Consider the following 22,255-nt stretch of genomic DNA (forward strand, 5'->3'; position numbering starts at 1 on the left):
CTCCGCACACCGGCAGCAGGGGCGGGCCACCCTTTCGCCGGTGCTCGTCACCCCTCGTCGTTCAGGCGCCTTCACATCAGTACGGCAGTCGCGACGGTGGTCGGGGCCCGGGACGGGGATGACGTCCCGCCGGGTGGTGCAGGGGGCTCCACGGCCCCGACGCTGTGGGGCCGGAGAGGGGTGTCGTGTGGAAAAGCGTGAGCACTCGGCGGCCAAGTGTCAGGTAAGCGCTCAAATGAGCGACATCGGGACATACGAAGCAGTCGTCACCCGCGCATCACTCCTGATGTGTGCGTGACACTGCGACGGCAACTTCTAGCAGCCCGCTTCGACGCCGCTGTTCACGAACGAGTCGACATTGATCGAGTAGCCGGCCCCGGTGGTGAGGTCGGGGCGGCTTCCGTGGCCGTCCTCCGCGAGGCCTTCGGCGGTGAGGAAGACGATCTGCAGGGACATCTTCTCTTTGACGAAGCACAGGCCGTCGGACGAGGCTTCGGGGTCCTGATTCCATCCGTCCCGTACTGCTGCCGTCCGGTAGTGTGCGGCCACTTCGGCCTGCGTTCCGGGGAAGGCGTAGGTCCGGTTGGCGTACACCGAGACATCGCCGCTGTCCGCCCAGCAGCCGGCGTCGACCTCCTCGAAGCCCCGGGCGACAGTGGCCTTGACGGGCCGGGAGTCGAGGATGTCGAGCGCAGCCATCTCCTTCACCCGGTCGCCGGTCCCCCCGCAGTCCCTGGCGAGTTCCTGCAGCGCGCAGCCGGTGAGCGTTCCGACCGCGAACGCGATCGACAGGAGCAGGGATATCGGCCGAGTGGCACCTGTCCGTAAAGACAAAACGAGCTCCAGGATGAGGGCCGGGGCGGAGGGGGCCCGCCAGGCAGGACGGCTGTCCGTGCCGCTCCGAAGTGGCACGGCCCGGTTCTGCTCAGGAGCCGTCATCCTCGCATCGCTCCTGAGGTGACCGTGACACTTTGACGACACCTCCCAGCGGCGGGCGAGGTGCCCGCGCCCGGTCCGCGTAGTGGATGACGGTCTTCTCGCCGATGACGCTGTCTTGGTGATCTCGAATGTGCCCGGGACGGTGCCGCTGTCGTCCATCGACTGAACGGCATCCCGCATGACCCGGTAAACGGGGAGATGTCCTGACGCGCGCTCATGTCAGCGGGCTTTCTTGCGTTCGGTTCCGGCAGTCGCGGCAGCGGTCGGGGCCCGGTACCGGGGCGCGGAAGCCGCGGTCGCAGCCGTCGCAGTTGCGCATCGCGTACCGGCCGGGTGAGGGCTCGGCCGGGGCGCGGAAGGGCGGCGGGGGCGGCAACTGGACGGTGAGGCGGTGGGCCAGGAGGGCGGCGGGGCGCCGTACGCCCTCGGGCGGCAGGTCGGCGGTCAGGGCGTGGCGTACGGCGGCGGGCGTGACGTCCCGCTCCAGCCAGGCGGCGACGCCGGGGGCCAGATGAGCCGTGTCGCAGGCGGAGAGGAGCAGCCGGGGGTCGTGATGGTGGAGGTCCGCAAGGAGATCGGTGGCGGCCCGGAGGAGCGCGGGGGCGGGGTACCCGGGGCCGGGTACGGCAGGGAGCTGCTTGCGGGGCGCTCGCTTCTCCCGCATCGCGCGCGGCGACTCCCGCTCCTCGCACGCCTCCTGCCGGTCCTGCTGCTCGCGCCGTTGCGGTTCCGCCACCGGACAGGTGAGTGTCCCGGTGTGGTGGCGGGCTGCCGCCGGCTGGTTGCAGGAGGTCGTGCGGGTGACGATCCGGCCGGAGGGGGTGCGTACGCGCTCGCGGCGCAGATAGCCGTGGGCCTCCAGCTCGCGCAGGGCGGCGGCGATACGGGTGGCTCCCTCGGGAAACCGGGCGGCGAGGGTCTTGATGTCGGCCGGCGCGCCCTTCGGCAGCGACTGGAGGTGCGTGCCGAGCCCGATGGCTAGCAGCGAGAGCTCCTGGTGCTGGGCGAGGTGGTTGCCGATGACCGTGAAACGGGTGGTGTGGCGGGTGTTGTCGTGCTGGAGCCCACCGGCGCGGTGGCCCCGGTTCGGGTGCTTGTTGCCCGCGATACGGGCCTGTGCGCGCAGGGGCGCGCTAGGGTTCTGCGTATCCATCGGGAAGTCCTGTCTTCCTCGGTGGTCAGGCCCTCGCACTGGGATTGCAGTCCCGGCGGGGGCCGTCGCATGTTTGCTGGTGTCCTGCGCTGAGCGTCAGGCCTCAGGGGCCCCGAAATCCAGCCGGACCGGAGATGTTCACCCGCCCGAGTGAGTGCGCGCCACGGGCGGGAGAGGTGGGGCTTGGTGGGGTTCTTTCCCCCGACGTTCTTTGTCTTTTCAGTCGTCGACGATGCCGGAGCCCGCGATGTCGCGTTCCGGTGGCGTCAGGCTCAGTTCGGCCCATACGGTCTTGCGCGGGAACCGCCCCTCGACCACCCCCCAGCGGTCTGCCAGCGCCTCGACGAGCAGCAGCCCACGGCCCGACTCGGCCCCGCCATCGGGCGCCTGGAGCGCGGGCAGCCGGTCGCCGCGCGTGTCGGTGACCTCGATGCGGAGCGTGCCGCCGACCACGTAGAGCGTCAGGCGAAAGCTGCGCCCGGGGAGCCGGCCATGGGTGGCCGCGTTGGCCGCCAGTTCCGCCACGACATGGCTCGCCGCCTCGTACGGCAGTCCCCAGTCCCGGAGCGTGTCCGCCGCGAGCAGACGGGCGAGGCGGGCACCGCGCGGGGTGGACGACAGCAGCACGGTGAAGTCGCGGATTCCGCTGTCGGGTTGAGATCTGGTCTCGGCAATTTCCTGATTCACGTCACTCAGCGTGGCCGACCGGACGTACCGTGATGAGTGATCACGACGCTGCGTAGGGTGACCGTCCACGGCTTGCCCGGCCCTGTCCGAACTGTCGACGCGGCTCCCACCCGCACGTCGTGACGGTACTGCGCGGCACAACGGAGGAGCGCGACATGTCGGTGAACGGCGAGGCGGTGCGGGTCACGACCGAGACGGACCGGACGGACGAACCGGGGTGGGAGGTCGACCCGGACGACGACTGGGCACTCGCGGTAGTGGCCACCGTGGGACGGCAGTTGAGGCTCCGGCGAGAAGCGGCGGGCATGCGGGTCGGCGACTTCGCGATGGCGGTCGGTTACGGCGACGACCTCGTCTACAAGATCGAGAGCGGCAAGCGCATCCCCCGCCCCGAGTACCTGGACACGGCGGACGAGGTGTTCAACGCCGGTGGTCTCATCTCGGCGATGAAGGAGGACGTGAAGAAGGTCCGGTACCCGAAGAAGGTGCGGGACTTGGCGCAGCTGGAGGCGCGAGCAGTTGAGCTCCAACTGTATGACCCCGTGAACATCCACGGCCTCTTGCAGACGCCGGATTACACACAAGCTCTGTTCCGTATGCGGCGCCCTCGATACTCCGAGGAGGAAGTCGAACGAGGTGTAGCTGCTCGCATGGCCCGTAAATCCGTCTTCGAGCGCGACTCAGCGCCCGAACTCAGCTTTGTCCAGGACGAGTGGACGCTCAGGAGGCGCCTCGGGGGGACAATGGTGGTACGCCAGCAGCTCGAACACCTGCTTGAGCTGGGGAAGTTGCCGAACGTCGAGATCCAGGTGATGCCGGTGGACCGCGAGGAGCACGCCGGTGTGGACGGGGCGATCGAGGTGCTGAAGTTCGAGGATGGAACGGCGGTGGGCCGCTCACCGGGCGTCGCCCACGGCCGACCGGTCTCCGATCCGAGGCAACTCCGTATCCTTGAACTCCGTTATGGAATCATCCGGGCGCAGGCCCTCACACCACGCGAGTCGGCCGTGTTCATCGACCAACTGCTGGGGGAGACATGATCCGCAACACCTCGTCCAGGGACATCAGCGACCTGACGTGGTTCAAGAGCAGTTACAGCAGCGGGGCGGAGACAGACTCCTGCATCGAGATCGCCACCAGTCCCAGCACCGTCCACGTCCGTGACTCCAAGGACGTGGAGGGCGGCCGGCTGGACTTCTCTCCCGCCGCGTGGGCCGACTTCGTGCCGTACGCGGTCGAGGGCTGACGGACAGCTCCTGCTCGCCCTCGGCCTCCGGTACGTCCACTTCGCCGCCCAGGGCACGGGCGATGGCGGTGAACTCGTCGAGAGTGGGCTGGAGGTCGCGGACGATGTGCTCCCGACATGCCGAGCAGGGCCGCCGGCATCGTGGCTGACCGCCCACCCGGGCGGGCACCCAAGCAGTCGAACGTCGACACCCCTCAAGACGATTCGGGGCTTTCCGGCCCGGATTCAATCGACCGACGGGCCCAACGCAAGAAGGCAGCAGACGTTCTGGCCCACGAGGTGCCTGCACAGGGCCACTCGCGCCGGGCGATCGCCCGCCACCTGGGCTGAATGGCGTCCCGCCGGGTGCTGCAGGGGATCTCCGGGATCCTGACACTGTGGGGCCGGAGACGGGTGCCTTGCCGAAAACCGTGAGCAGTGGGCGGGCATGTGTCACTTAAGCGCTCAAACGAGCGACATCAGAACAGTGATGGCCAAAGTGCTCACGGTTTTGGGACGGTGTGTCCTCCCCAAGACGTGGACGCGTGCCCCGGTATCGCACATGTCGAGGCCGCCGGACAGGTTGATGACGCGGCCGTCCGGTGTCTCTTCGTGCCGTAGGCAGCTGTCAGGTGGCCCCGTGCCGTCCGGCGGCGAGGAGGACTTCCTGGAGGGCACCTGGCTGTTCCAACAGCAGCGTCCCGGCTTCCTGTCCCTGATGGTGGATGCGCAGCCGGGGGCCGTCGGGGATCACGCGCAGCTCTGACCACGGGTGCCGCCAGAGCAAGACGGAACGCTCCCACATCTGCAGTCCGTGCGTGGTCACGCGGAGTTGATACTGGGGGCCCTGGTACGCCGCGGGCGGTGTGTGTTCGGTGAACGGGGGCCGGACGGTGTAGGTCGCGACCACCTTCTCTCCGGGCTCCAGAACCTCCTTGCGGATACCTCGACGTCGGCCGATCTGCGCTCCGGTCCATCCGGCAAACCCCGCAGTCAGCAAGACGGTGGCCGCGACGGCCCACCAAGGCAGGCTGGCCTTCAAGCCGAAGCCGACGACCGGCACCACCGCGAGGAGTGCCGTCACCGCAGCGCCGGACAGCCCCGCGAGCTGGAGGCGCCCGTCCCGAGTGCTCTCGTTCACATGTTTCCCCTCGTCCACGCCCCGTACCCCCTCTTGGAGATCCGCGACGACATCCACGAAGCCTCCCTCGTCCTGGGCTGCGCACTCATCTGTCGGCGGCGACTTGTCTCCCTACGCTGACAGCATCGGGACCCAGTGGTTCATCACCTCGTGCAGGCGCTGCCGGTGGTCGGCAAGCCAGTCGTCCGGCGGGACGAGGGGCACCCGCACGGTGACCATGGACCCCGACTCGTCCTCGACGACTACTTCCGGACAGTCGCGCTCGCCGGTGAGGTGGATGAAGAGGGACGGCCCCCTGCTCCTCTCCATCCATGCGACGTCCTCGCCGGCGTCAAGCCTGTCCAGCGCGTCGGACCAGGCTTCAAGCTTCGAGGTGGAAAGCACCAGGTCAATACGGCCGGACACGAAAGGCGTCCCGACCACGATCTCGGCGTCGAGCCCGGCGCTCCACCGGGGGGCACGCCCCAGAACGTCGACGGTGACGCTGTTCCCCTCGTCATCGGCAAGACGGATGAGCTCCCTGGGAGCGATGTCGCTCATCGTTGCCCCTTCATCCGCGAGTACCGGAGATCATCGCCCTGCCGGAAGTGCCCGGCCAAACCCATTTCCTCAGGGGTTCTCAGGACCTGCCCGGCGGATCGTGCCTGGGACCCGGTGGTCCGGCTCGCCCATCTGCGGCGTCGTCGGCAGGTGAGGGAGGAGAATGAGCGGCATGGCCATGGTGAAGGGTGTCGAGGCCCGCGGCATGCGGCACTGTGAGACGACGGCGCTGGGTGTGCTGCTGCGGCATGAGGGGATCGACCTGTCCGAGCCCATGCTGTTCGGGCTCGGCTCCGGGCTGTCCTTCGTCTACTGGGACAGCAAGGCCATGGGGTTCCCCTTCCTGGGAGGCCGGGTCAAGCCGTTCGAGCTCACCAGGAACCTGGCCGCCGCCCTCGGGCTCGAGCTGCTGGTCGAAGAGACCACCTCCCCGCGCAAGGCATGGCGGAACGTGGCGGTACCCCTCGACGCCGGTCGGCCGGTCGGCCGGTCGGCCTGCAGCTCGACAGCTACCACCTGGAGTACTTCAGCACCAAGGTGCACTTCGGCGGGCACATCGTGGCCATGTACGGCTACGACGGACAGGACGCCTACCTGGTGGACACCGACCAGCAGGGCGGAGCCGTCTCCACCGGCCTCGACGGCCTGGCCAGAGCCAGGGCCGCGCGCGGCCCCATGAGCGCCAGGCACCGCTCCTTCACCCTCACGGCGCCCAGCAGCCCGACGCCGACGCGGGACCGGATCATCCCCACGATCAAGACCTGTGCCGACGCCTTCCTGAACCCGCCCATCGCGAACCTGGGCCACCGGGGCGTCGAGAAGGCCGCCGGGCAGGTTCCGAAGTGGCTGCGGCGCAGCGACGATCCGCGGGGCGATCTGCCACGGACCGCCGCCCTCATGGAGAGGGCCGGCACCGGCGGCGCCCTGTTCCGCAACCTCTACCGGGACTTCCTCGCCGAGTGCGCCCAGCTGATCGACAGCAGCCACCTGCGCACCGGCCACACCCTGTACGCCGAGGCCGCCGTCCTCTGGACGCAGGTGGCCGCACTCGTCGCGGCAGCGGGCGAATCCGGCGACGCGAAGAACCTCGTACAGGCCGGTTCCGTCCTCCACGACCTCTCACGCATCGAACGCGAGGCGATGCAGGCACTCAGCCTGCTCTAGGACCCATCCGGCGGGTCGTGCGCGGAGCCGGAGTCGGAGGCCGCATCCTGGGGTCAGGCCTGTGACCGCGGGTGCTCCCCGATCAATCGGGCCAGACGCGCGGCGCCGAACCACAGCAGCACCGCGGTGGCGAGCAGCACGAAGGCGACGCAGCTCGCGATGGTCGGGTTGACCCAGGCCGGGACCAGGTCGTAGTGCGCGTTGCACTTGTTGCTCAGCGGGAACAGCTCGTTGAATTCCTCGGGATGGGCCGCCAGGTAGGCACTGTCGTACGTCTGGTGATGCGTGTACGCGCATGTTTCGCCGACGTCGAGCCCGCCACTGAGCACTCCCCGGAGCCATGCCGCGAAGCCGACGAACAGCGACAGGGACCACAGGCGCACCCACCACAGCGGACGCCGCCACGATCCGTCCCGCAGGCCCGTGGGGATGCGGTAGAGGTTCACCAGGCTCCACAGCAGCCAGAAGACCAGCAGCCCCATGACGGCGAGCAGCCCGGCTTCCTGCACCTGTCAGTCCCCGCGTGTTGCGTCGGCACCCCCGCGGGGGCGTGGAGTCGGGCCGGACGAGGCCGGCCGGGTCAGAAGCTGATGCTGCCGATCATCCCCGCGATGTTGGTCGTCAACTCGCTGATCGTGGGCGCGATCGTCGACGACGCCATGTAGAAGCCGAGGAGCATGCAGACGACCGCATGCCCGGTTTTGAGGCCCGACTTCTTGATCAGCAGGAAGACGATGATCGCCAGCAGCACCACCGCCGAAATCGAGAGTGCCACGGCGGTTCACCTCCAAGGACCCCAGGACTCGGGGGGTAGGGATATGGGGGCAGGGACTTCCACACAGCAGCCAGCAGGTGCATACCCACTATGCGCTAACGATCATAACTATCCGTACGTGTGCATCGGTCGGCGCACGGCCGCACAAGGGGGCGCATGGCCAATATGGTCATGGCATGACGACCGATGCTGACTCCTTCCCCCGACGGCACGCCCGCACCCAGCGCTTCACGCTCGGCGCGCCGCGTGCGTTCACCGTGGCACCCGACGGTTCCCGGGTGGTGTTCCTGCGCTCGGGTTCCGGTACGGACCGGGCGAACTCGCTGTGGGTGCTCGACCCGGAGGGCGGTGGGGAGCGGGTGGCGGCCGACCCGCGGGCCCTCCTGGGCGGCGCCTCGGAGCGCCTGTCGGCCGAGGAGCGGGCCCGGCGCGAGCGCAGCCGTGAGGGGGGCGCCGGCATCGTCGGCTACGCCACCGACGCGGCCGTGGAGTTGGCCTCTTTCGCCTTGTCAGGGCGGCTTTTCACGGCCGAGCTGCAGGCCGGGACGGCGCGTGAACTGCCCACTCCCGGGCCGGTGATCGACCCCCGTCCGTCGCCCGACGGACGCCACGTCGCCTATGTCGCGCAGGGTGCGCTGCGGGTCGTCGGGGCGGAGGGGGAGGACGACCGGGCGCTGGCGACGCCCGAGGCGGACAACGTCACCTACGGTCTGGCGGAGTTCATCGCGGCCGAGGAGATGCACCGCCTGCGGGGCTTCTGGTGGGCGCCCGAGTCGGACCGGCTGCTGGTGGCGCGCGCGGACGACACGCCGGTGGAACGATGGTGGATCTCCGATCCGGCGCATCCGGAGCGGGAGCCGCAGCGGGTGGCGTACCCGGCGGCGGGCACCGCGAACGCGGAGGTGCGGCTGTTCGTGATCGGGCTGGACGGGGAGCGTTCGGAGGTCGCCTGGGACCGGGCGCGGTATCCGTATCTGGCGCATGTGCACTGGTCAGCGGCGGGGGCGCCGCTGCTGCTCGTACAGGCGCGCGACCAGCGCGGTCAGCTGATCCTGGCGGTGGACCCGGATTCCGGGGCGACCCGGATGGTGCACGCCGACGAAGATCCAAATTGGCTTGAACTTTTCCCCGGGGTGCCCTGCTGGAGCCCGTCCGGGCAGCTGGTGCGGATCGCGGACGAGGGGGGTGCACGACGACTCGCCGTGGGCGAACGACCGCTCACCGGAGGGCAGTTGCACATCCGGGCCGTTTTGGACGTCTCCGACGACGATGTGCTGGTCTCGGCGTCGGCGGGCGAGGAGGCGGCCGATCCGGAGATCGGCGAGGTGCACGTCTACCGGGTGAACGAGCTCGGCGTGGAGCGCGTCTCGCAGGGGCCCGGCGTGCACTCCGCCGTACGTGCCGGGGGCGTCACCGTGCTCGTCTCCGCGACACCGGATCGGCCAGGTTCCCGGGCGGTGGTCCTGCGTGACGGGAAACCGACGGCGACTGTCCCCTCCTACACAGAAGACCCCGGTATGTCCCCGCGGGTGACCCTCACCCAGGGGGGCGCACGCAAAATCCCGTGCGCCGTGCTTATGCCCCGGGACTACTCCGGTGACGCCCCGCTCCCCGTCCTCATGGACCCCTACGGCGGCCCGCACGGCCAGCGCGTGGTGGCCGCGCACAATCCTCATCTGACCTCGCAGTGGTTCGCCGACCAGGGCTTCGCGGTGGTCGTCGCCGACGGCCGCGGCACCCCCGGCCGCTCCCCGGCCTGGGAGAAGGCGGTCCACCACGACTTCACGCTCACCCTGGACGACCAGATCGAGGCGCTCCAGGACCTCGCCGCCTCCCATCCCCTCGACCTCTCCCGGGTGGCCATCCGCGGCTGGTCCTACGGCGGTTACCTCGCGGCGCTGGCGGTGCTCCGCCGTCCGGACGTCTTCCACGCCGGCATCGCGGGCGCCCCGGTGACGGACTGGACGCTGTACGACACGCACTACACGGAGCGGTACCTGGGCGACCCGGCCGCACGTCCGGAGACGTACGCGAACAGTTCGCTGGTCACCGCCGAAGGCCTCTCCTCCCCCGCCGACCGGCACCGCCCACTGATGATCGTGCACGGCCTGGCCGACGACAACGTGGTCGTCGCCCACTCCCTGCGCCTGTCCTCCGCCCTCCTCGCCACCGGCCGCCCCCACGAGGTCCTCCCCCTGTCGGGCGTCACCCACATCACCCCCCAGGAACAGGTCGCGGAGAACCTGCTCCTGCTCCAGGTGGACTTCCTCAAACGCTCGCTGGGGCTCGAGGGCTGAGCACAGCGGGTCAGCGGGCCGGGGGCACCACGTCACCCCGGCCCGTTGCGGGGCTCCTCCAGTGGTACCACCTGTTTCTCCTCGGCGAAGTGGCAGGCCGAGGGGTGGGCCGCCGGGCCGCCGGCCTCGCGGAAGGCCTCGGGGACCGCGAGCAGCGGGACCTCCACCGCGCAGCGTTCCCGCGCCTTCCAGCAGCGGGTGCGGAAGCGGCAGCCGGAGGGGATGTTCGTGGGGGACGGGACGTCGCCGGTGAGGATGATCCGTTCGCGGTGTTCGCGGGCCTCCGGGTCGGGGACGGGGACGGCCGAGAGCAGTGCCTGGGTGTAGGGGTGGGTCGGGTGGTCGTAGATCTGGGTTTCGGTGCCGGTCTCGACGATCCGGCCGAGGTACATCACGCCGACCCGGTCGGAGATGTGCCGGACGATCGACAGGTCGTGCGCGATGAAGACGAACGCCAGGTCGAACTCTGCTTGGAGCCGGTCCATCAGGTTGACGACCTGGGCCTGGACGGAGACGTCCAGCGCGGAGACCGGTTCGTCGGCGACGATCACCTCGGGGCGCAGCGCCAACCCGCGGGCGATGCCGATGCGTTGGCGCTGGCCGCCGGAGAACTGGTGCGGGTAGCGGTTGACGTACTCCGGGTTGAGGCCGACGACGTCGAGGAGGTCCTGGACCTTCTTGCGCCGGTCGCCCTTGGGTGCCACCTCGGGGTGGATCTCGTACGGCTCCCCGATGATGTCGCCCACCGTCATCCGGGGGTTGAGGGAGGTGTACGGGTCCTGGAACACCATCTGGATGTTGCGGCGGACGGCCTTGAGGGCCTTCCCGGACAGCCGGGTGATGTCCTCGCCCTTGTAGCGGATCGCGCCGGCCGTCGGCCGCTCCAGGTGGACCAGCATCCTCGCGACGGTGGACTTGCCGCAGCCGGACTCGCCCACGATGCCCAGGGTCTCTCCCCTGCCGAGGGTGAAGTCGACGCCGTCGACCGCCTTCACGGCGCCGATCTGCTTGCGGATCACGATGCCCCGGGTCAGCGGGTAGTGCTTGACCAGGCCGGAGACCTCCAGGATCGGCTCAGCCATTCAGGCACTCCCGCCAGAAGTGGCAGGCGCTCCCCCGCGTCTCCGAGACCTCGTACAGCGGGGGCTCGTCGGTCCGGCAGACGTCGCGGGCCATGGGGCAGCGGGGGTGGAAGGCGCAACCGGGCGGGATGCTCATGAGGTTGGGCGGCAGGCCCTTGATGGCGTAGAGCTGCCGGCCCTTCTGGTCGAGGCGGGGGATGGAGTCCAACAGGCCCCGGGTGTACGGGTGGGCGGGGGCCTTGTAGATGTCGTGCACGGGGGCCGACTCGACGATCCGGCCCGCGTACATCACGGCGATCCGGTCGGCGACGTCGGCGACCACGCCCAGGTCGTGGGTGATGAGGATGAGCCCCATGCGGTACTCGCGCCGGAGTTCCGCGAGGAGTTCCATGACCTGGGCCTGGACGGTGACGTCGAGGGCGGTGGTCGGTTCGTCGGCGATGATCAGGGCCGGTTCCAGGGCCAGCGCCATGGCGATCATGATGCGCTGGCGCATGCCGCCGGAGAACTGGTGCGGGTACTGCCCGACCCGCTCCCGGGCGGCGGGGATGCGCACCCGGTCCATCAGCTCGACGGCCCTGGCCCGCGCGTCCTTCCTCGACATGCCCCGGTGCACGACGAACATCTCGCCGAGCTGGTCGCCGACGGAGAGCACGGGGTTGAGGGAGGACAGCGCGTCCTGGAAGATCATCGCCATCTCGGCGCCCCGGACCCTGCGGCGCTCGTTCTCCTTCAGCTCCAGCAGGTCGCGGCCCCGGAAGACGACCTCGCCGCCGGTGATCCGGCCGGGCGGCACGTCGAGGATGCCCATGACCGCCTGCGCGGTCACCGACTTGCCGGAGCCGGACTCGCCGAGCACCGCCAGCGTCTCCCCCGCGTCGACGCCGTAGCCGACGCCGTTGACGGCCTTCGCGACACCGTCCCGGGTGTGGAACTCCACGTGCAGGTCACGCACTTCGAGCAGCATGACGGCGACTCACCTCAGCTTCGGATCGAGGGCGTCGCGCACCGCGTCGCCGAGCATGATGAACGCCAGGACGGTGATCGCCAGGGCGCCGGAGGGCCACAGCAGTGCGTGCGGGGCGTTGCGGACGTAGGGGGAGGCGGCGGAGATGTCGATCCCCCAGGAGACGCTGGGCGGCTTCAGGCCGACGCCGAGGTAGGACAGGGTCGCCTCCAGCGAGATGTACGTGCCGAGCGCGATGGTCGCCACGACGATGACCGGGGCGACCGCGTTGGGCGCGATGTGCCGCAGCACCAGGCGGGAGTTGGAGGCGCCGAGCGCCCGCGCGGCCTGGACGTAGTCGTTCTGCTTGGCGGTGATGACCGAGCCGCGGGCGATCCGGGACAGCTGCGGCCAACCGAGCAGCACGATGAAGCCGATGACCGGCCAGACGGTGTTGCTGGTGGTGACGGACAGCAGCACCAGTCCGCCGAGGACGACCGGGATGGCGAAGAAGACGTCCGTGATGCGGGACAGGATCGAGTCCCCCACCCCGCCGAAGAATCCGGCCAGCGCGCCGAGGACGCTGCCGAGGACCGCGACGCCGAGCGTGGCGAGGAAACCGACCGCGACGGACGTGCGGGCGCCGTGGACGGTGCGGGTGTAGACGTCGCAGCCCTGGCCGTCGAAGCCGAAGGGGTGGCCGGGCTGCGAGCCCTCCTGGGCCTTGGCGAGGTCGCACGTGAGGGGGCTGCCGGAGGCGATCAGCGAGGGCCACAGGGAGATGACGATCAGGAAGAGGATGATCAGGGCCGAGACGATGAAGACGGGGTTGCGGCGCAGGTCGCGCCAGGCGTCGGACCACAGGGAACGCGGCTTGCCCTGCGGGCCCGTGCCCTGTGGGCCGTCAGGGGTGCGCTCGAGTGTCTCCGCCTCGTCGACGCCCAGGTCCATGCTGCCGCCCATGCCGGCCCCCGCGATGGCGCGATCGGGTTCGTAGTGCCGCTCAGGCATAGCGGATCCTCGGGTCGAGTACGGCGTAGAGGAGGTCGACCACGAGGTTGGCGACCAGGAACACCAGCACGAGCACGGTGACGAAGCCGACGACGGTCTGGGTGTTCTGCCGCAGGATGCCCTGGTAGATCTGGTAGCCGACGCCGTGGATGTTGAAGATCCGCTCGGTGACGATCGCACCGCCCATGAGGAAGCCGATGTCGGCCCCGATGAAGGTGACCACGGGGATGAGGGAGTTGCGCAGCAGGTGCCGGGTGATCACCCGGTGCCGGGGCAGGCCCTTGGCGATGGCGGTGCGGACGTAGTCGGAACGCCGGTTCTCGGCGAGGGAGGTACGGGTCAGCCGGGTGACGTAGGCGAGGGAGACGGAGGCCAGCACCAGGCCGGGCAGGACCAGTTCGTCGAGGGGCGCCGCGGAGGAGACCGACGGCCTGATCCAGCCCCACTTCACCCCCAGCAGCAGCTGGAGCAGCAGGCCGGTGACGAAGGTGGGGACGGAGATGACGACGAGGGTGAGCAGCAGGACGCCGGTGTCGACGGGGCGCCCCCGGCGCAGTCCGGTGACCACTCCGAGGGCGATGCCGATGACGATCTCGAAGAGGATCGCGACAATCGTGAGGCGGATGGTGACGGGGAACGCGGTCGCCATCAGCTCGGTGACCTCCTGGCCGTTGAACGCCGTACCGAAGTCGCCGGTGAAGACGTTCCCCATGTAGGTCAGGTACTGCTGCCAGACGGGCTTGTCGAGGCCGAACTCCTTCTTCAGCTGGGCGGCCGTCGCCGGGTCGCAGCGCCGTTCGCCGCAGAGTCCGGCGATGGGATCGCCCATCACGTTCACCATGAGGAAGATCAGCAGCGTGGCCCCGAAGAACACCGGGACCATCTGGAGCAGGCGCCGGACGACGTAGCGTCCCATGGGGGATCAGCTCACCTTGATCTGGTCGTACACGGGGACGCTGAAGGGGTTGAGCTTCACGTCGGACAGCCTCTCCGACCAGCCCGCGCTGCCGTTCTGGTACCAGAGCGGGATGGCGGCCATGTTGTCGCGGACGACCCCCTCGGCCTGCTGGAACAGGCCGACGGCCTTGGCGTTGTCGGTCTCGCCGTTGGCCTGGTCGACGAGGCCGTCGAACTCCCTGTCGGACCACTTGCCGTCGTTGGAGGAGGCGCCGGTGTAGTAGAGCGGCTGGAGGAAGTTCTGGATGAGCGGGTAGTCCATCTGCCACCCGGCCCGGAACGGGCCGTTCATCTTCTGCCGGGTGATCTGGTCGCGGAAGTCGGCGAAGGTGCCGACCGGGTTGCCGGTGCAGACGCGTTCGTTGCCGAGCGCGTTGTTGATGGAGTTGCAGACGGCGTCGACCCAGTCCTTGTGGGAGCCGGTGTCCGCGTTGTACGTGATGGTGAAGCGGCCGCCGGGCAGGCCGCCGCCCTCCTGGATGAGCTTCTTGGCCTGGTCGGGGTGGTACTCGCAGGCGTCCCCGCACAGGCCGGCCTGGTGGCCGCCGTCCTTGCCGAGGACCGGGGAGGTCCAGTCGGTGGCGGGGGTGCGGGTCCTGGCGAAGATGGTGTCGGTGATCTGGTCGCGGTTGATCGCCATGGACAGGCCCTTGCGGACCTTCTCCGAGCCGGACGTGTTCCAGGCGTCGTCGTAGAACGGGAAGGCGAGGGTCTGGATGATGCCGGCGGGGGTGTTGAGGTAGCGGTCGCCGAGGTCGTTCCTGACGTTCTTCAACTGGGCGGCGGGGACGTCGTCGACCAGGTCGAGGTTGCCGGCGATGAGGTCGGTGTAGGCGGTGTTGTTGTCGGTGTAGACCTTGAGGTCGACGCCGCCGTTCTGTGCCTTGTCGTCGCCGGGGTAGCCGTCCCACTTGCGCAGGGACATCTGCGAGCCCCTGGCGTACGAGTCGACCAGGTACGGGCCGTTGCCGACCGGCTTGGCGACCCAGGCCGCGTGGTCGTCGAAGAAGGCCCGGGGCAGCGGGGCGAAGGCGGCGTAGCCGAGGGTGTCGGGGAAGGTGGAGAACTTCTGGGTGAGCTTGACGGTGAAGGTCCTGTCGTCGACGACCTTCAGGCCGGAGAGGGTGTCGGCACTCTGCTCGCCCTCCTCGGGGTGGACCTTGTCGTAGCCCTCGATGTAGCCGAAGAAGTAGGCGTTGCGCTGGTTGTTCCTCAGACCGGCGCCGTAGTTCCAGGCGTCGACGAAGGACTTCGCGGTGACCTTCTCGCCGTTGCTGAAGGTCCAGCCGTCCTTGACGGTGACGGTGAAGTTCCGCGAGTCCGGGGTCTCGATCTTCTCGGCGAGCACGTCCCGGGCCTCGCCGGTCTCCGGGTCGTAGCGCTTGAGCCCCCGGAAGATCATGTCGAGGACCTTGCCGCCCTGCACCTCGTTGGTGTTGGACGGCTCCAGCGGGTTCTGCGGGTCGCCCCAGGAGGCGCTCAGCACCCCGCCCGCGTCACCACCGCTGCCCCCGCCCCCTCCGCAGGCCGTCGCCGCGAGGGCTGCCGCCACCGCGCACACGGCCCGTCCGGCGTGCGTGGCTCCGCGCATGGTGTGCCTCCTCGTGCGTACGCGGTGGTGCACTGATCCGTCGGACACATATCAACGCAAAAGGAGCATCACGCGTACGTGCGACACCTGCGCGGACGGAACTCCAGCCGTATGTACGTATGAGCGGTTCTCCGTACAGAGGGGGCGGGTCCGAAGACGCCGGAACCCGGCACCCCTGTGAACGGGGGCCGGGTTCCGGGCAGACGGTCGGGCGAGGGCGTCAGGCCGCGTGGACGACGTCCTTCTCCTCGGCGAAGTGGCAGGCCGACTCGTGGGCCGCCGGGGTGTCCGAGGCCTTGAAGCGCTCGGGGACCGCCAGCAGCGGGACCTCCTCGGCGCACTTGTCCTGCGCCTTCCAGCAGCGGGTGCGGAAGCGGCAGCCCGACGGCGGGTTGGCCGGGGACGGCACGTCACCGGTGAGGATGATCCGCTCACGGCCCTCGCGGGCCGCCGGGTCCGGCACCGGGACCGCCGACAGCAGCGCCTGGGTGTAGGGGTGCGTCGGGTGGTCGTAGATCTGGGTGTCGGTGCCGATCTCGGCCATCTTGCCGAGGTACATCACGCCGACGCGGTCCGAGATGTGCCGGACGATCGACAGGTCGTGCGCGATGAAGAGGTAGGAGAGGTTGAACTCGTCCTGCAGCTTCTCCATCAGGTTGATGACCTGCGCCTGGACGGACACGTCCAGCGCGGAGACCGGCTCGTCGCAGATGATGATCTCGGGGTTGAGGGCCAGACCGCGGGCGATGCCGATGCGCTGGCGCTGACCGCCGGAGAACTGGTGCGGGTACCGGTTGATGTACTCCGGGTTGAGACCCACGACGTCCAGCAGGTCCTGGACCTTCTTGCGCCGCTCGCCCTTCGGGGCGACCTCGGGGTGGATGTCGAAGGTCTCCCCGATGATGTCGCCCACCGTCATCCGGGGGTTGAGGGAGGTGTACGGGTCCTGGAACACCATCTGGATGTTCCGGCGGACCGCCTTCAGCGCGCGCCCGGACAGCCGGGTGATGTCCTGGCCCTTGTAGAAGATCTCGCCGGCGGTGGCCCGCTCCAGGTTCATCAGGAGCTTGGCCACCGTGGACTTGCCGCAGCCCGACTCGCCCACGATGCCCAGGGTCTCGCCCTGGTAGAGGTCGAAGGAGATGCCGTCGACGGCCTTCACCGCGCCGACCTGCTTCTTGAACAGGATGCCCTGGGTGAGCGGGAAGTGCTTCACCAGGTTGCGCACCTGGAGGATCGGCTCACCGCGCTCCACCGGCACCTCGAGCGCGGCGACCTCCTCCGCCTCGGTCCGGGCCGCGACGAGCTCCACCTCGGAGACGTTCGGCGTGGCGTCGACCGGCTCGTCGTTCTTGCTGAGCTCAGCCATGGAGCGTCTCCTTCCAGAAGTGGCACGCCGAGCCACGGCCGACCAGCTCGGTTCCGTCCGGCCCGGTGACCGGGTGCAGCGGCGGGACGTCCGTACGGCAGACGTCCTCGGCCCTGGGGCAGCGCGGGTTGAACGCGCAGCCGCTCGGGATGCGCGTCAGGTTCGGCGGCAGTCCCTTGATCGCGTACAGCTCCTGGCCCTTCTGGTCCAGGCGCGGGATCGAGTCCAGCAGACCCTTGGTGTAGGGGTGCGCCGGGTTCTTGTAGAGCTCGTGCACCGGGGCCTGCTCCACGATGCGGCCCGCGTACATCACCGCGATCTTGTCCGCGACGTCGGCGACCACGCCGAGGTCGTGGGTGATGAGGATGAGCCCCATGTGGTACTCGCGCTGCAGCTCCGCCAGCAGGTCCATCACCTGGGCCTGGACCGTCACGTCGAGCGCGGTCGTGGGCTCGTCGGCGATGATCAGGTCGGGCTCCAGGGCCAGCGCCATGGCGATCATGATGCGCTGGCGCATGCCGCCGGAGAACTGGTGCGGGTAGTCGTTCACCCGCGCCGAGGCGGCCGGGATCTTCACCCGGTCCATCATCTCGATGGACCTGGCCTTGGCCTCCTTCTTGGACAGCCCCTGGTGCACCCGGTACATCTCGCCGAGCTGGTAGCCCACCGAGAGCACGGGGTTGAGCGAGGAGAGCGCGTCCTGGAAGATCATGGCGATCTTCCGGCCGCGGATGCGGCGCCGCTCCTCCTCGGACATCTTCAGCATGTCCTGGCCGCGGAACATGATCTCGCCCTGCGGGATGCGCCCGGGCGGCATGTCGAGGATGCCCATGATCGCCTGCGCGGTCACGGACTTGCCCGATCCGGACTCGCCGAGCACGGCGAGGGTCTCGCCGGCGTTCACGGAGTAGTTGACCCCGTTGACGGCCTTGGCGACGCCGTCCCGCGTGTGGAACTCCACGTGCAGGTCACGGACGTCGAGCAGGGGGCCGTCGAAGCCCTCGGCACTCGGCTCGAGGACGACGTCCTTCTTGTCGATGATGCTCACGTACGCCTCCCTCAGCGCAGCTTGGGGTCGAGGGCGTTGCGTACCGCATCGCCGAACATGAGGAACGAGAGCACCGTGATCGACACCATCACCGAGGGGATGATCAGCGTGAACGGTGCGTTGCGCAGCTGCGTGCGGCCGAGCGACACGTCGACGCCCCACGACACGGTCGGCTCTTCGAGACCGACACCGAGGAAGGAAAGCGTGGCCTCGGCCGCGATGTATCCGCCCAGGGCGATGGTCGCCACGACGATGATGGGCGCCAAGGCGTTCGGCAGGATGTGCCGGAACATGATGCGGCTGGTGGACGCGCCCAGTGCCTTGGCGGCGACGACGTAGTCGGACTGCTTGACGGTGATCACCGAACCGCGGGCGACACGGGCGATCTGGGTCCAGCCGAGGAAGGCCAGGGCCAGGATCACGACCCAGACGGTGCGGCTCTCGAACGTCGTCAGGATGACCAGGGCACCCAGCAGGAAGGGGATGCCGAAGAACACGTCGGTGAGGCGGGACAGCAGGCTGTCGAGCCAGCCGCCGAAGTAGCCGGCGATCATGCCTATGAGCGTGCCGAACACGGTCACCAGGATGGTCACGCCGACACCGACCATGATCGAGGCGCGGGCACCGTAGATGATGCGCGCGTAGATCGAGCGGCCCTGGCCGTCGTAGCCGAGCCAGTCCTCGGCGAAGAAGTGGCTCCAGTTCGGCGGCTGCAGGTAGTGGGCGGCCAGGTCCGCGTCACGCGGCGAGGCGCTGGTGAACAGGCCCGGCGCGAACGACATGACCAGAAGCAGCAGGATGAGCACGGAGGAGATCAGGAACATGGGCTGACGCCGCAGGTCGTACCAGGCGTCGCTCCACAGACTGCGCGCCTTGTCGGGCGCGGGGCCCGCTTCGACGGCGGCGGCCGGCACGGGGACCGCCGCGGTCGTCTTCCCGGCGAGGGTCTTCTCGGGTTCGGCGGTCTTCTCAGGCATACCGGATCCTCGGGTCCAGGACCGCGTACAGCAGGTCGACGAGCAGGCTGGTGGCGAGGTACACCAGAACGATCAGCGAGGCGATGCCGACGACGGTCGCGCCCTCGCGGCGGAGGAGCGCCTCGAAGACGGCGTTGCCGACGCCCTTCACGTTGAAGATGCCCTCGGTGACGATGGCGCCGGTCATCAGGTTGCCGATGTCGGTACCGAGGAAGGTGACCACCGGGATGAGCGAGTTGCGCATCAGGTGGACGCCGACGACACGGCGCTTCGGCAGGCCCTTGGCGACCGCCGTGCGCATGTAGTCGGCACGCAGGTTCTCCGCCATCGACGTGCGCGTCAGGCGCGCGACGTAGGCGAGCGAGAGGGAACCCAGCACGATGGCGGGCAGCAGGAGTTCGCCGAAGTTCTCGGAGTCACGCACGTTGGGCTGGATGAGCTGCCACTGGAAGGCGAACAGGTACTGCATCAGGAAGCCCAGCACGAAGGACGGCATCGAGATGAGGACCAGGGTCAGCGCCAGCAGTCCGCGGTCCTGCAGCGTGTTCGGGCGCAGACCGGCGACGACACCGAGGCCGATACCGACGAGGATCGTGAAGGCGAACGCGAACAGCGTGAGCCGGATGGTGACCGGGAACGCGTCGGCGATGATGTCGGCGACGGGACGTTCACTGACGATCTCCGTGCCGAAGTTGCCCTGTACCAGACCGCCCAGGTAGTTGGCGTACTGCTGCCAGAGGGGCAGGTCGAGCCCGAGGTCCTTTCTGCGGTTGGCGACGACCGCGGGATCGAACGCCTGATCTCCCATGAGGGCCCTGACGGGATCGCCGGGCAGGGCGTACATCATGAGGAAGATCAACAAGGTTGACCCGATGAATACCGGGATCATCTGGAGCAGTCGTCGTACGACATAACGCCCCATGCGTGCCTCCGTGAGGGGTGTGCTACGGCCGAAGGGGCCGTCCATGAGGGAACGGCCCCGGTCGGCCCCCGTCACCGCCGGAAACCGGCGGTGACGGGCAACGGCCGAGAGTGTTGAGGCCCAGGGCCTCTTACTTGGTGGTGACTTCGTTGAGCACGATGTCACCGTGGTAGTCGACGCTGACGTTGTCGACCGCTTCACCGTGGCCGCCGTTGATGCGGTAGTACCAGAGCGGGATGGACGGCATCTCCTCGAGAAGCTTCTTCTCGACCTCCTGGTAGGCCTTCACGGCCTCCTCCAGGGACTCCGCCTTGTCGCCCTCTGCCATCAGCGCGTCGATCTCCTTGTTGGAGAAACGACCGTTGTTGGACTCGGCCTTGGAGTGGTAGAGCTCCTTGATGAAGTTCACGTTGACCGGGTAGTCGGCCACCCAGCCACCGCGGTACATGCCCTTGACCTGGTTGTTGTCACGGGCCTCGAGGTCCGTGGGGAAGTCCGGCTTCGCGTCGCCGACGCAGTCGACTCCGGTGGCGTTGCGGATGGACTCGCAGACCGCGGTCACCCACTCCTTGTGGCCGCCGTCACTGTTGTACTGGATGAAGAACTTGTTGCCCGGGACGCCGCCGCCGTCCTTGATGAGCTTCTTGGCCTTCTCCGGGTTGTACGTGAACACGTCGGTGTCCAGGTCCTGGTTGCCCTTGACCTCCGGCGGGGTGAAGCTCGTCGCCGGCGTACGGGTGTTGTTCAGGACGGTCTTGGTGATCGTGTCACGGTCGATCGCCATGGACAGACCCTGGAGCACCTTGGGGTCGATGTCCTTGAACGTCTTGGTGTAGAACGCCGGCGTCAGCGTCTGGATGGCCGCGTACGGCTGCTCGATGGCGCCGTCACCGAGGTCCGACTTGTACTTCGGCAGGTCCGTCGGGCCGACCTGCTTGATGATGTCCAGGTTGCCGGAGACGACGTCCCGGTAGGCGGCCTCGACGGTCGAGTAGTTCTTGAACTGGATGCCCTTGTTCTGGGCCTTGTTCGGACCCTGGTAGTCCTTGTACGCCTTGACCTGGATGAGCTTCTTGTGGTCCCACTTCTCGAACTCGTAGGGACCGTTGCCGACCGGCTTCTGGCCGAAGGCCTTCGGGTCGTCGAAGAAGACCTTGGGCATCGGCGCCCAGGTGGTGTACCCCAGCTTGTAGTTGAAGTACGGGACGCGCTCGTTCAGCTCGATCGTGAAGGTGTGGTCGTCCACGACCTTCAGACCGGACATCGCGTCGGCCTTCGGCTCACCCTTCTCCGGGTGGACGTCGTCGTAGCCCTTGATGTCCGAGAACCAGAAGGAGTTCTGCTGGTTGTTCTTGATGTTGGCGTACCAGTTCCAGGCGTCGACGTACGACTTCGCCGTGACTTCCTCGCCGTTGTGGAACTTCCAGCCCTGCTTGAGCTTGACCGTCCAGGTCTTCGAGTCCTCGGTCTCGACGGACTCGGCGTTGGTATAGACGAGCTCGCCCTTGGCGTCGAAGTCGAGCAGCTGGGTGAACAGCGACCGGATCACGTAGGCGCCGTTGGACTCGTTGGTGTCGGCCGGCATCAGCGGCTTCTGCGGCTCGCCGACGTCGATCGAGACGTAGCCGGCGGGGCCGGAGCCCTTCGCCTTCCCCTTGTCACCGCTGTCGCCGCCGCCTCCACAGGCAGTGGCAGCCAGAGCGACGACTATCGCACCCGCGACCCACTTGGCGCTCTTGGCACCGCGCATGGGTTCCTCCTCATGAGTCCATTGGTTCACCGCAAAGAGGAGCACCCGACATGTCACCGTCCACCGCCCGTCGTCGGTGTCGGAGATCGTCAAGTGCCCCCGCGCTCGTGAGTCGGCGCCTTCAGCGCGTGACCCGTTCGTCCGAGCTCTACGCGCCTAACTATCTGCCATGCGCCACCGGCCGAACCACACTCCCGAGGTATCGGTTCGATCACAGCTGGGTCCTACATCTTCCAAAATCCGGACAAAGCGTTTGGTGAAAGATCCCTGCGAAACGGACTTGTTACACATCTATCGGGAGTACGTGTCCGTATATCGGACACCCGTGTAAGGAAAACCCGTTGCGGGTAGCGTGGCCGCCGTGCAGGCTGCCCTTCAGGGCTGCCGTGCGCTCAACGCGCTTGGGCGGCAAGGCCGTTGCCCGACGAGGCGCGGCTTTCGCATTTCCCCGGACATGACGGGGCGCGTCGGCCGTCGCACCGGTCCGCTTCCAGAGCAGAGTAGTGCGAGTCAGCCAGTTCAGGGCCGTCTCCCGGCCAGATCGAGGGTTATCCCTACCTTTCTCTTCTGAGATTCCGGTGTGCGATTCCGGCACGCGCAAGAACGGCGTCGGGCACCCCTGTTGCGCGAGCACGGCGTCATCCGGAGAGACAAGACCGGCAATAAGGGCATTTCCCCAGG

General features: G+C 68.4%; 20 protein-coding genes and 1 pseudogene. 4 read left to right on the forward strand and 17 right to left on the reverse strand.

Annotation, left to right across the window (positions count from 1 at the left end; translation table 11 throughout):
• Positions 1-315: 315 nt before the first annotated feature.
• The 3 genes from AB0I73_RS21675 to AB0I73_RS21685 form a co-directional block, all read right to left on the reverse strand.
• Positions 316-834 (reverse strand): hypothetical protein, encoded by a 519-nt coding sequence (locus tag AB0I73_RS21675; protein WP_363039690.1) that lies wholly within the window; start codon positions 832-834, stop codon positions 316-318.
• Positions 835-1,153: 319 nt separating this feature from the next.
• Positions 1,154-2,092: a helix-turn-helix domain-containing protein gene (locus AB0I73_RS21680; RefSeq protein ID WP_363039692.1), complete on the reverse strand. Its 939-nt coding sequence runs from the start codon at positions 2,090-2,092 to the stop codon at positions 1,154-1,156.
• Positions 2,093-2,311: 219 nt separating this feature from the next.
• A complete protein-coding gene (locus AB0I73_RS21685; protein ID WP_363039733.1) occupies positions 2,312-2,788 on the reverse strand; it encodes an ATP-binding protein in 477 nt (158 codons plus the stop codon).
• Positions 2,789-2,934: 146 nt separating this feature from the next.
• Between AB0I73_RS21685 and AB0I73_RS21690 the strand changes: the two genes are divergently transcribed.
• A complete protein-coding gene (locus tag AB0I73_RS21690; RefSeq protein WP_363039694.1) occupies positions 2,935-3,819 on the forward strand; it encodes a helix-turn-helix transcriptional regulator in 885 nt (294 codons plus the stop codon).
• Positions 3,816-4,025, forward strand: coding sequence for a DUF397 domain-containing protein (locus tag AB0I73_RS21695; protein ID WP_363039696.1), 210 nt, complete (start codon positions 3,816-3,818; stop codon positions 4,023-4,025). Before AB0I73_RS21690 ends, AB0I73_RS21695 begins: the two co-directional genes overlap by 4 nt.
• A gap of 607 nt (positions 4,026-4,632) precedes the next feature.
• Here the strand turns inward: AB0I73_RS21695 and AB0I73_RS21700 are convergent.
• Both AB0I73_RS21700 and AB0I73_RS21705 read right to left on the reverse strand, forming a co-directional pair.
• On the reverse strand, positions 4,633-5,145 hold the full coding sequence (locus AB0I73_RS21700; RefSeq protein WP_363039698.1) for a hypothetical protein: 513 nt from the start codon (positions 5,143-5,145) through the stop codon (positions 4,633-4,635).
• Between the two features lie 111 nt (positions 5,146-5,256).
• Positions 5,257-5,685, reverse strand: coding sequence for a DUF5959 family protein (locus tag AB0I73_RS21705; RefSeq protein ID WP_363039700.1), 429 nt, complete (start codon positions 5,683-5,685; stop codon positions 5,257-5,259).
• Between the two features lie 172 nt (positions 5,686-5,857).
• Here AB0I73_RS21705 and AB0I73_RS21710 point away from each other — a divergent pair.
• A pseudogene (locus AB0I73_RS21710) lies at positions 5,858-6,849 on the forward strand (BtrH N-terminal domain-containing protein).
• Positions 6,850-6,902: 53 nt separating this feature from the next.
• Here AB0I73_RS21710 and AB0I73_RS21715 read toward each other — a convergent pair.
• Positions 6,903-7,358, reverse strand: a complete 456-nt coding sequence (locus AB0I73_RS21715) for a hypothetical protein (RefSeq protein WP_363039702.1) — start codon at positions 7,356-7,358, stop codon at positions 6,903-6,905.
• 71 nt (positions 7,359-7,429) lie between these two features.
• Positions 7,430-7,624 (reverse strand): hypothetical protein, encoded by a 195-nt coding sequence (locus AB0I73_RS21720; RefSeq protein WP_109376839.1) that lies wholly within the window; start codon positions 7,622-7,624, stop codon positions 7,430-7,432.
• 176 nt (positions 7,625-7,800) lie between these two features.
• Between AB0I73_RS21720 and AB0I73_RS21725 the strand changes: the two genes are divergently transcribed.
• Positions 7,801-9,921 carry a prolyl oligopeptidase family serine peptidase gene (locus tag AB0I73_RS21725; RefSeq protein WP_363039704.1) on the forward strand — a complete coding sequence of 707 codons (2,121 nt, stop codon included), beginning with the start codon at positions 7,801-7,803 and terminating at the stop codon, positions 9,919-9,921.
• 32 nt (positions 9,922-9,953) lie between these two features.
• On the opposite strand, the gene AB0I73_RS21730 is transcribed toward AB0I73_RS21725, so the two are convergent.
• The 10 genes from AB0I73_RS21730 to AB0I73_RS21775 form a co-directional block, all read right to left on the reverse strand.
• Positions 9,954-11,003 carry a dipeptide ABC transporter ATP-binding protein gene (locus AB0I73_RS21730; RefSeq protein ID WP_363039706.1) on the reverse strand — a complete coding sequence of 350 codons (1,050 nt, stop codon included), beginning with the start codon at positions 11,001-11,003 and terminating at the stop codon, positions 9,954-9,956.
• Complete coding sequence (locus tag AB0I73_RS21735; RefSeq protein WP_363039708.1) at positions 10,996-11,970, reverse strand: ABC transporter ATP-binding protein; 975 nt, start codon at positions 11,968-11,970, stop codon at positions 10,996-10,998. The genes AB0I73_RS21730 and AB0I73_RS21735 overlap by 8 nt, the downstream gene beginning before the upstream one ends.
• Before the next feature lie 9 nt (positions 11,971-11,979).
• Complete coding sequence (locus tag AB0I73_RS21740; protein ID WP_363039710.1) at positions 11,980-12,960, reverse strand: ABC transporter permease; 981 nt, start codon at positions 12,958-12,960, stop codon at positions 11,980-11,982.
• Complete coding sequence (locus AB0I73_RS21745; protein WP_363039712.1) at positions 12,953-13,876, reverse strand: ABC transporter permease; 924 nt, start codon at positions 13,874-13,876, stop codon at positions 12,953-12,955. The genes AB0I73_RS21740 and AB0I73_RS21745 overlap by 8 nt, the downstream gene beginning before the upstream one ends.
• Before the next feature lie 6 nt (positions 13,877-13,882).
• Positions 13,883-15,508: an ABC transporter substrate-binding protein gene (locus tag AB0I73_RS21750; protein WP_363039714.1), complete on the reverse strand. Its 1,626-nt coding sequence runs from the start codon at positions 15,506-15,508 to the stop codon at positions 13,883-13,885.
• A gap of 220 nt (positions 15,509-15,728) precedes the next feature.
• A complete protein-coding gene (locus AB0I73_RS21755) occupies positions 15,729-16,877 on the reverse strand; it encodes a dipeptide ABC transporter ATP-binding protein (RefSeq protein ID WP_363039716.1) in 1,149 nt (382 codons plus the stop codon).
• The gene (locus AB0I73_RS21760; RefSeq protein WP_363039719.1) at positions 16,870-17,925 is read right to left on the reverse strand and encodes an ABC transporter ATP-binding protein; all 1,056 of its coding nucleotides are present in this window, start codon (positions 17,923-17,925) and stop codon (positions 16,870-16,872) included. Before AB0I73_RS21760 ends, AB0I73_RS21755 begins: the two co-directional genes overlap by 8 nt.
• Before the next feature lie 11 nt (positions 17,926-17,936).
• Positions 17,937-18,902 (reverse strand): ABC transporter permease, encoded by a 966-nt coding sequence (locus AB0I73_RS21765; protein ID WP_363039721.1) that lies wholly within the window; start codon positions 18,900-18,902, stop codon positions 17,937-17,939.
• Positions 18,895-19,824 carry an ABC transporter permease gene (locus AB0I73_RS21770; RefSeq protein ID WP_363039723.1) on the reverse strand — a complete coding sequence of 310 codons (930 nt, stop codon included), beginning with the start codon at positions 19,822-19,824 and terminating at the stop codon, positions 18,895-18,897. Before AB0I73_RS21770 ends, AB0I73_RS21765 begins: the two co-directional genes overlap by 8 nt.
• Before the next feature lie 130 nt (positions 19,825-19,954).
• Entirely contained in the window at positions 19,955-21,574 is a 1,620-nt protein-coding gene (locus AB0I73_RS21775) for an ABC transporter substrate-binding protein (protein ID WP_363039726.1), read from the reverse strand.
• Between the last annotated feature and the right edge of the window lie 681 nt (positions 21,575-22,255).

Source organism: Streptomyces sp. NPDC050388, from assembly GCF_040655635.1.
GTDB lineage: Bacteria > Actinomycetota > Actinomycetes > Streptomycetales > Streptomycetaceae > Streptomyces.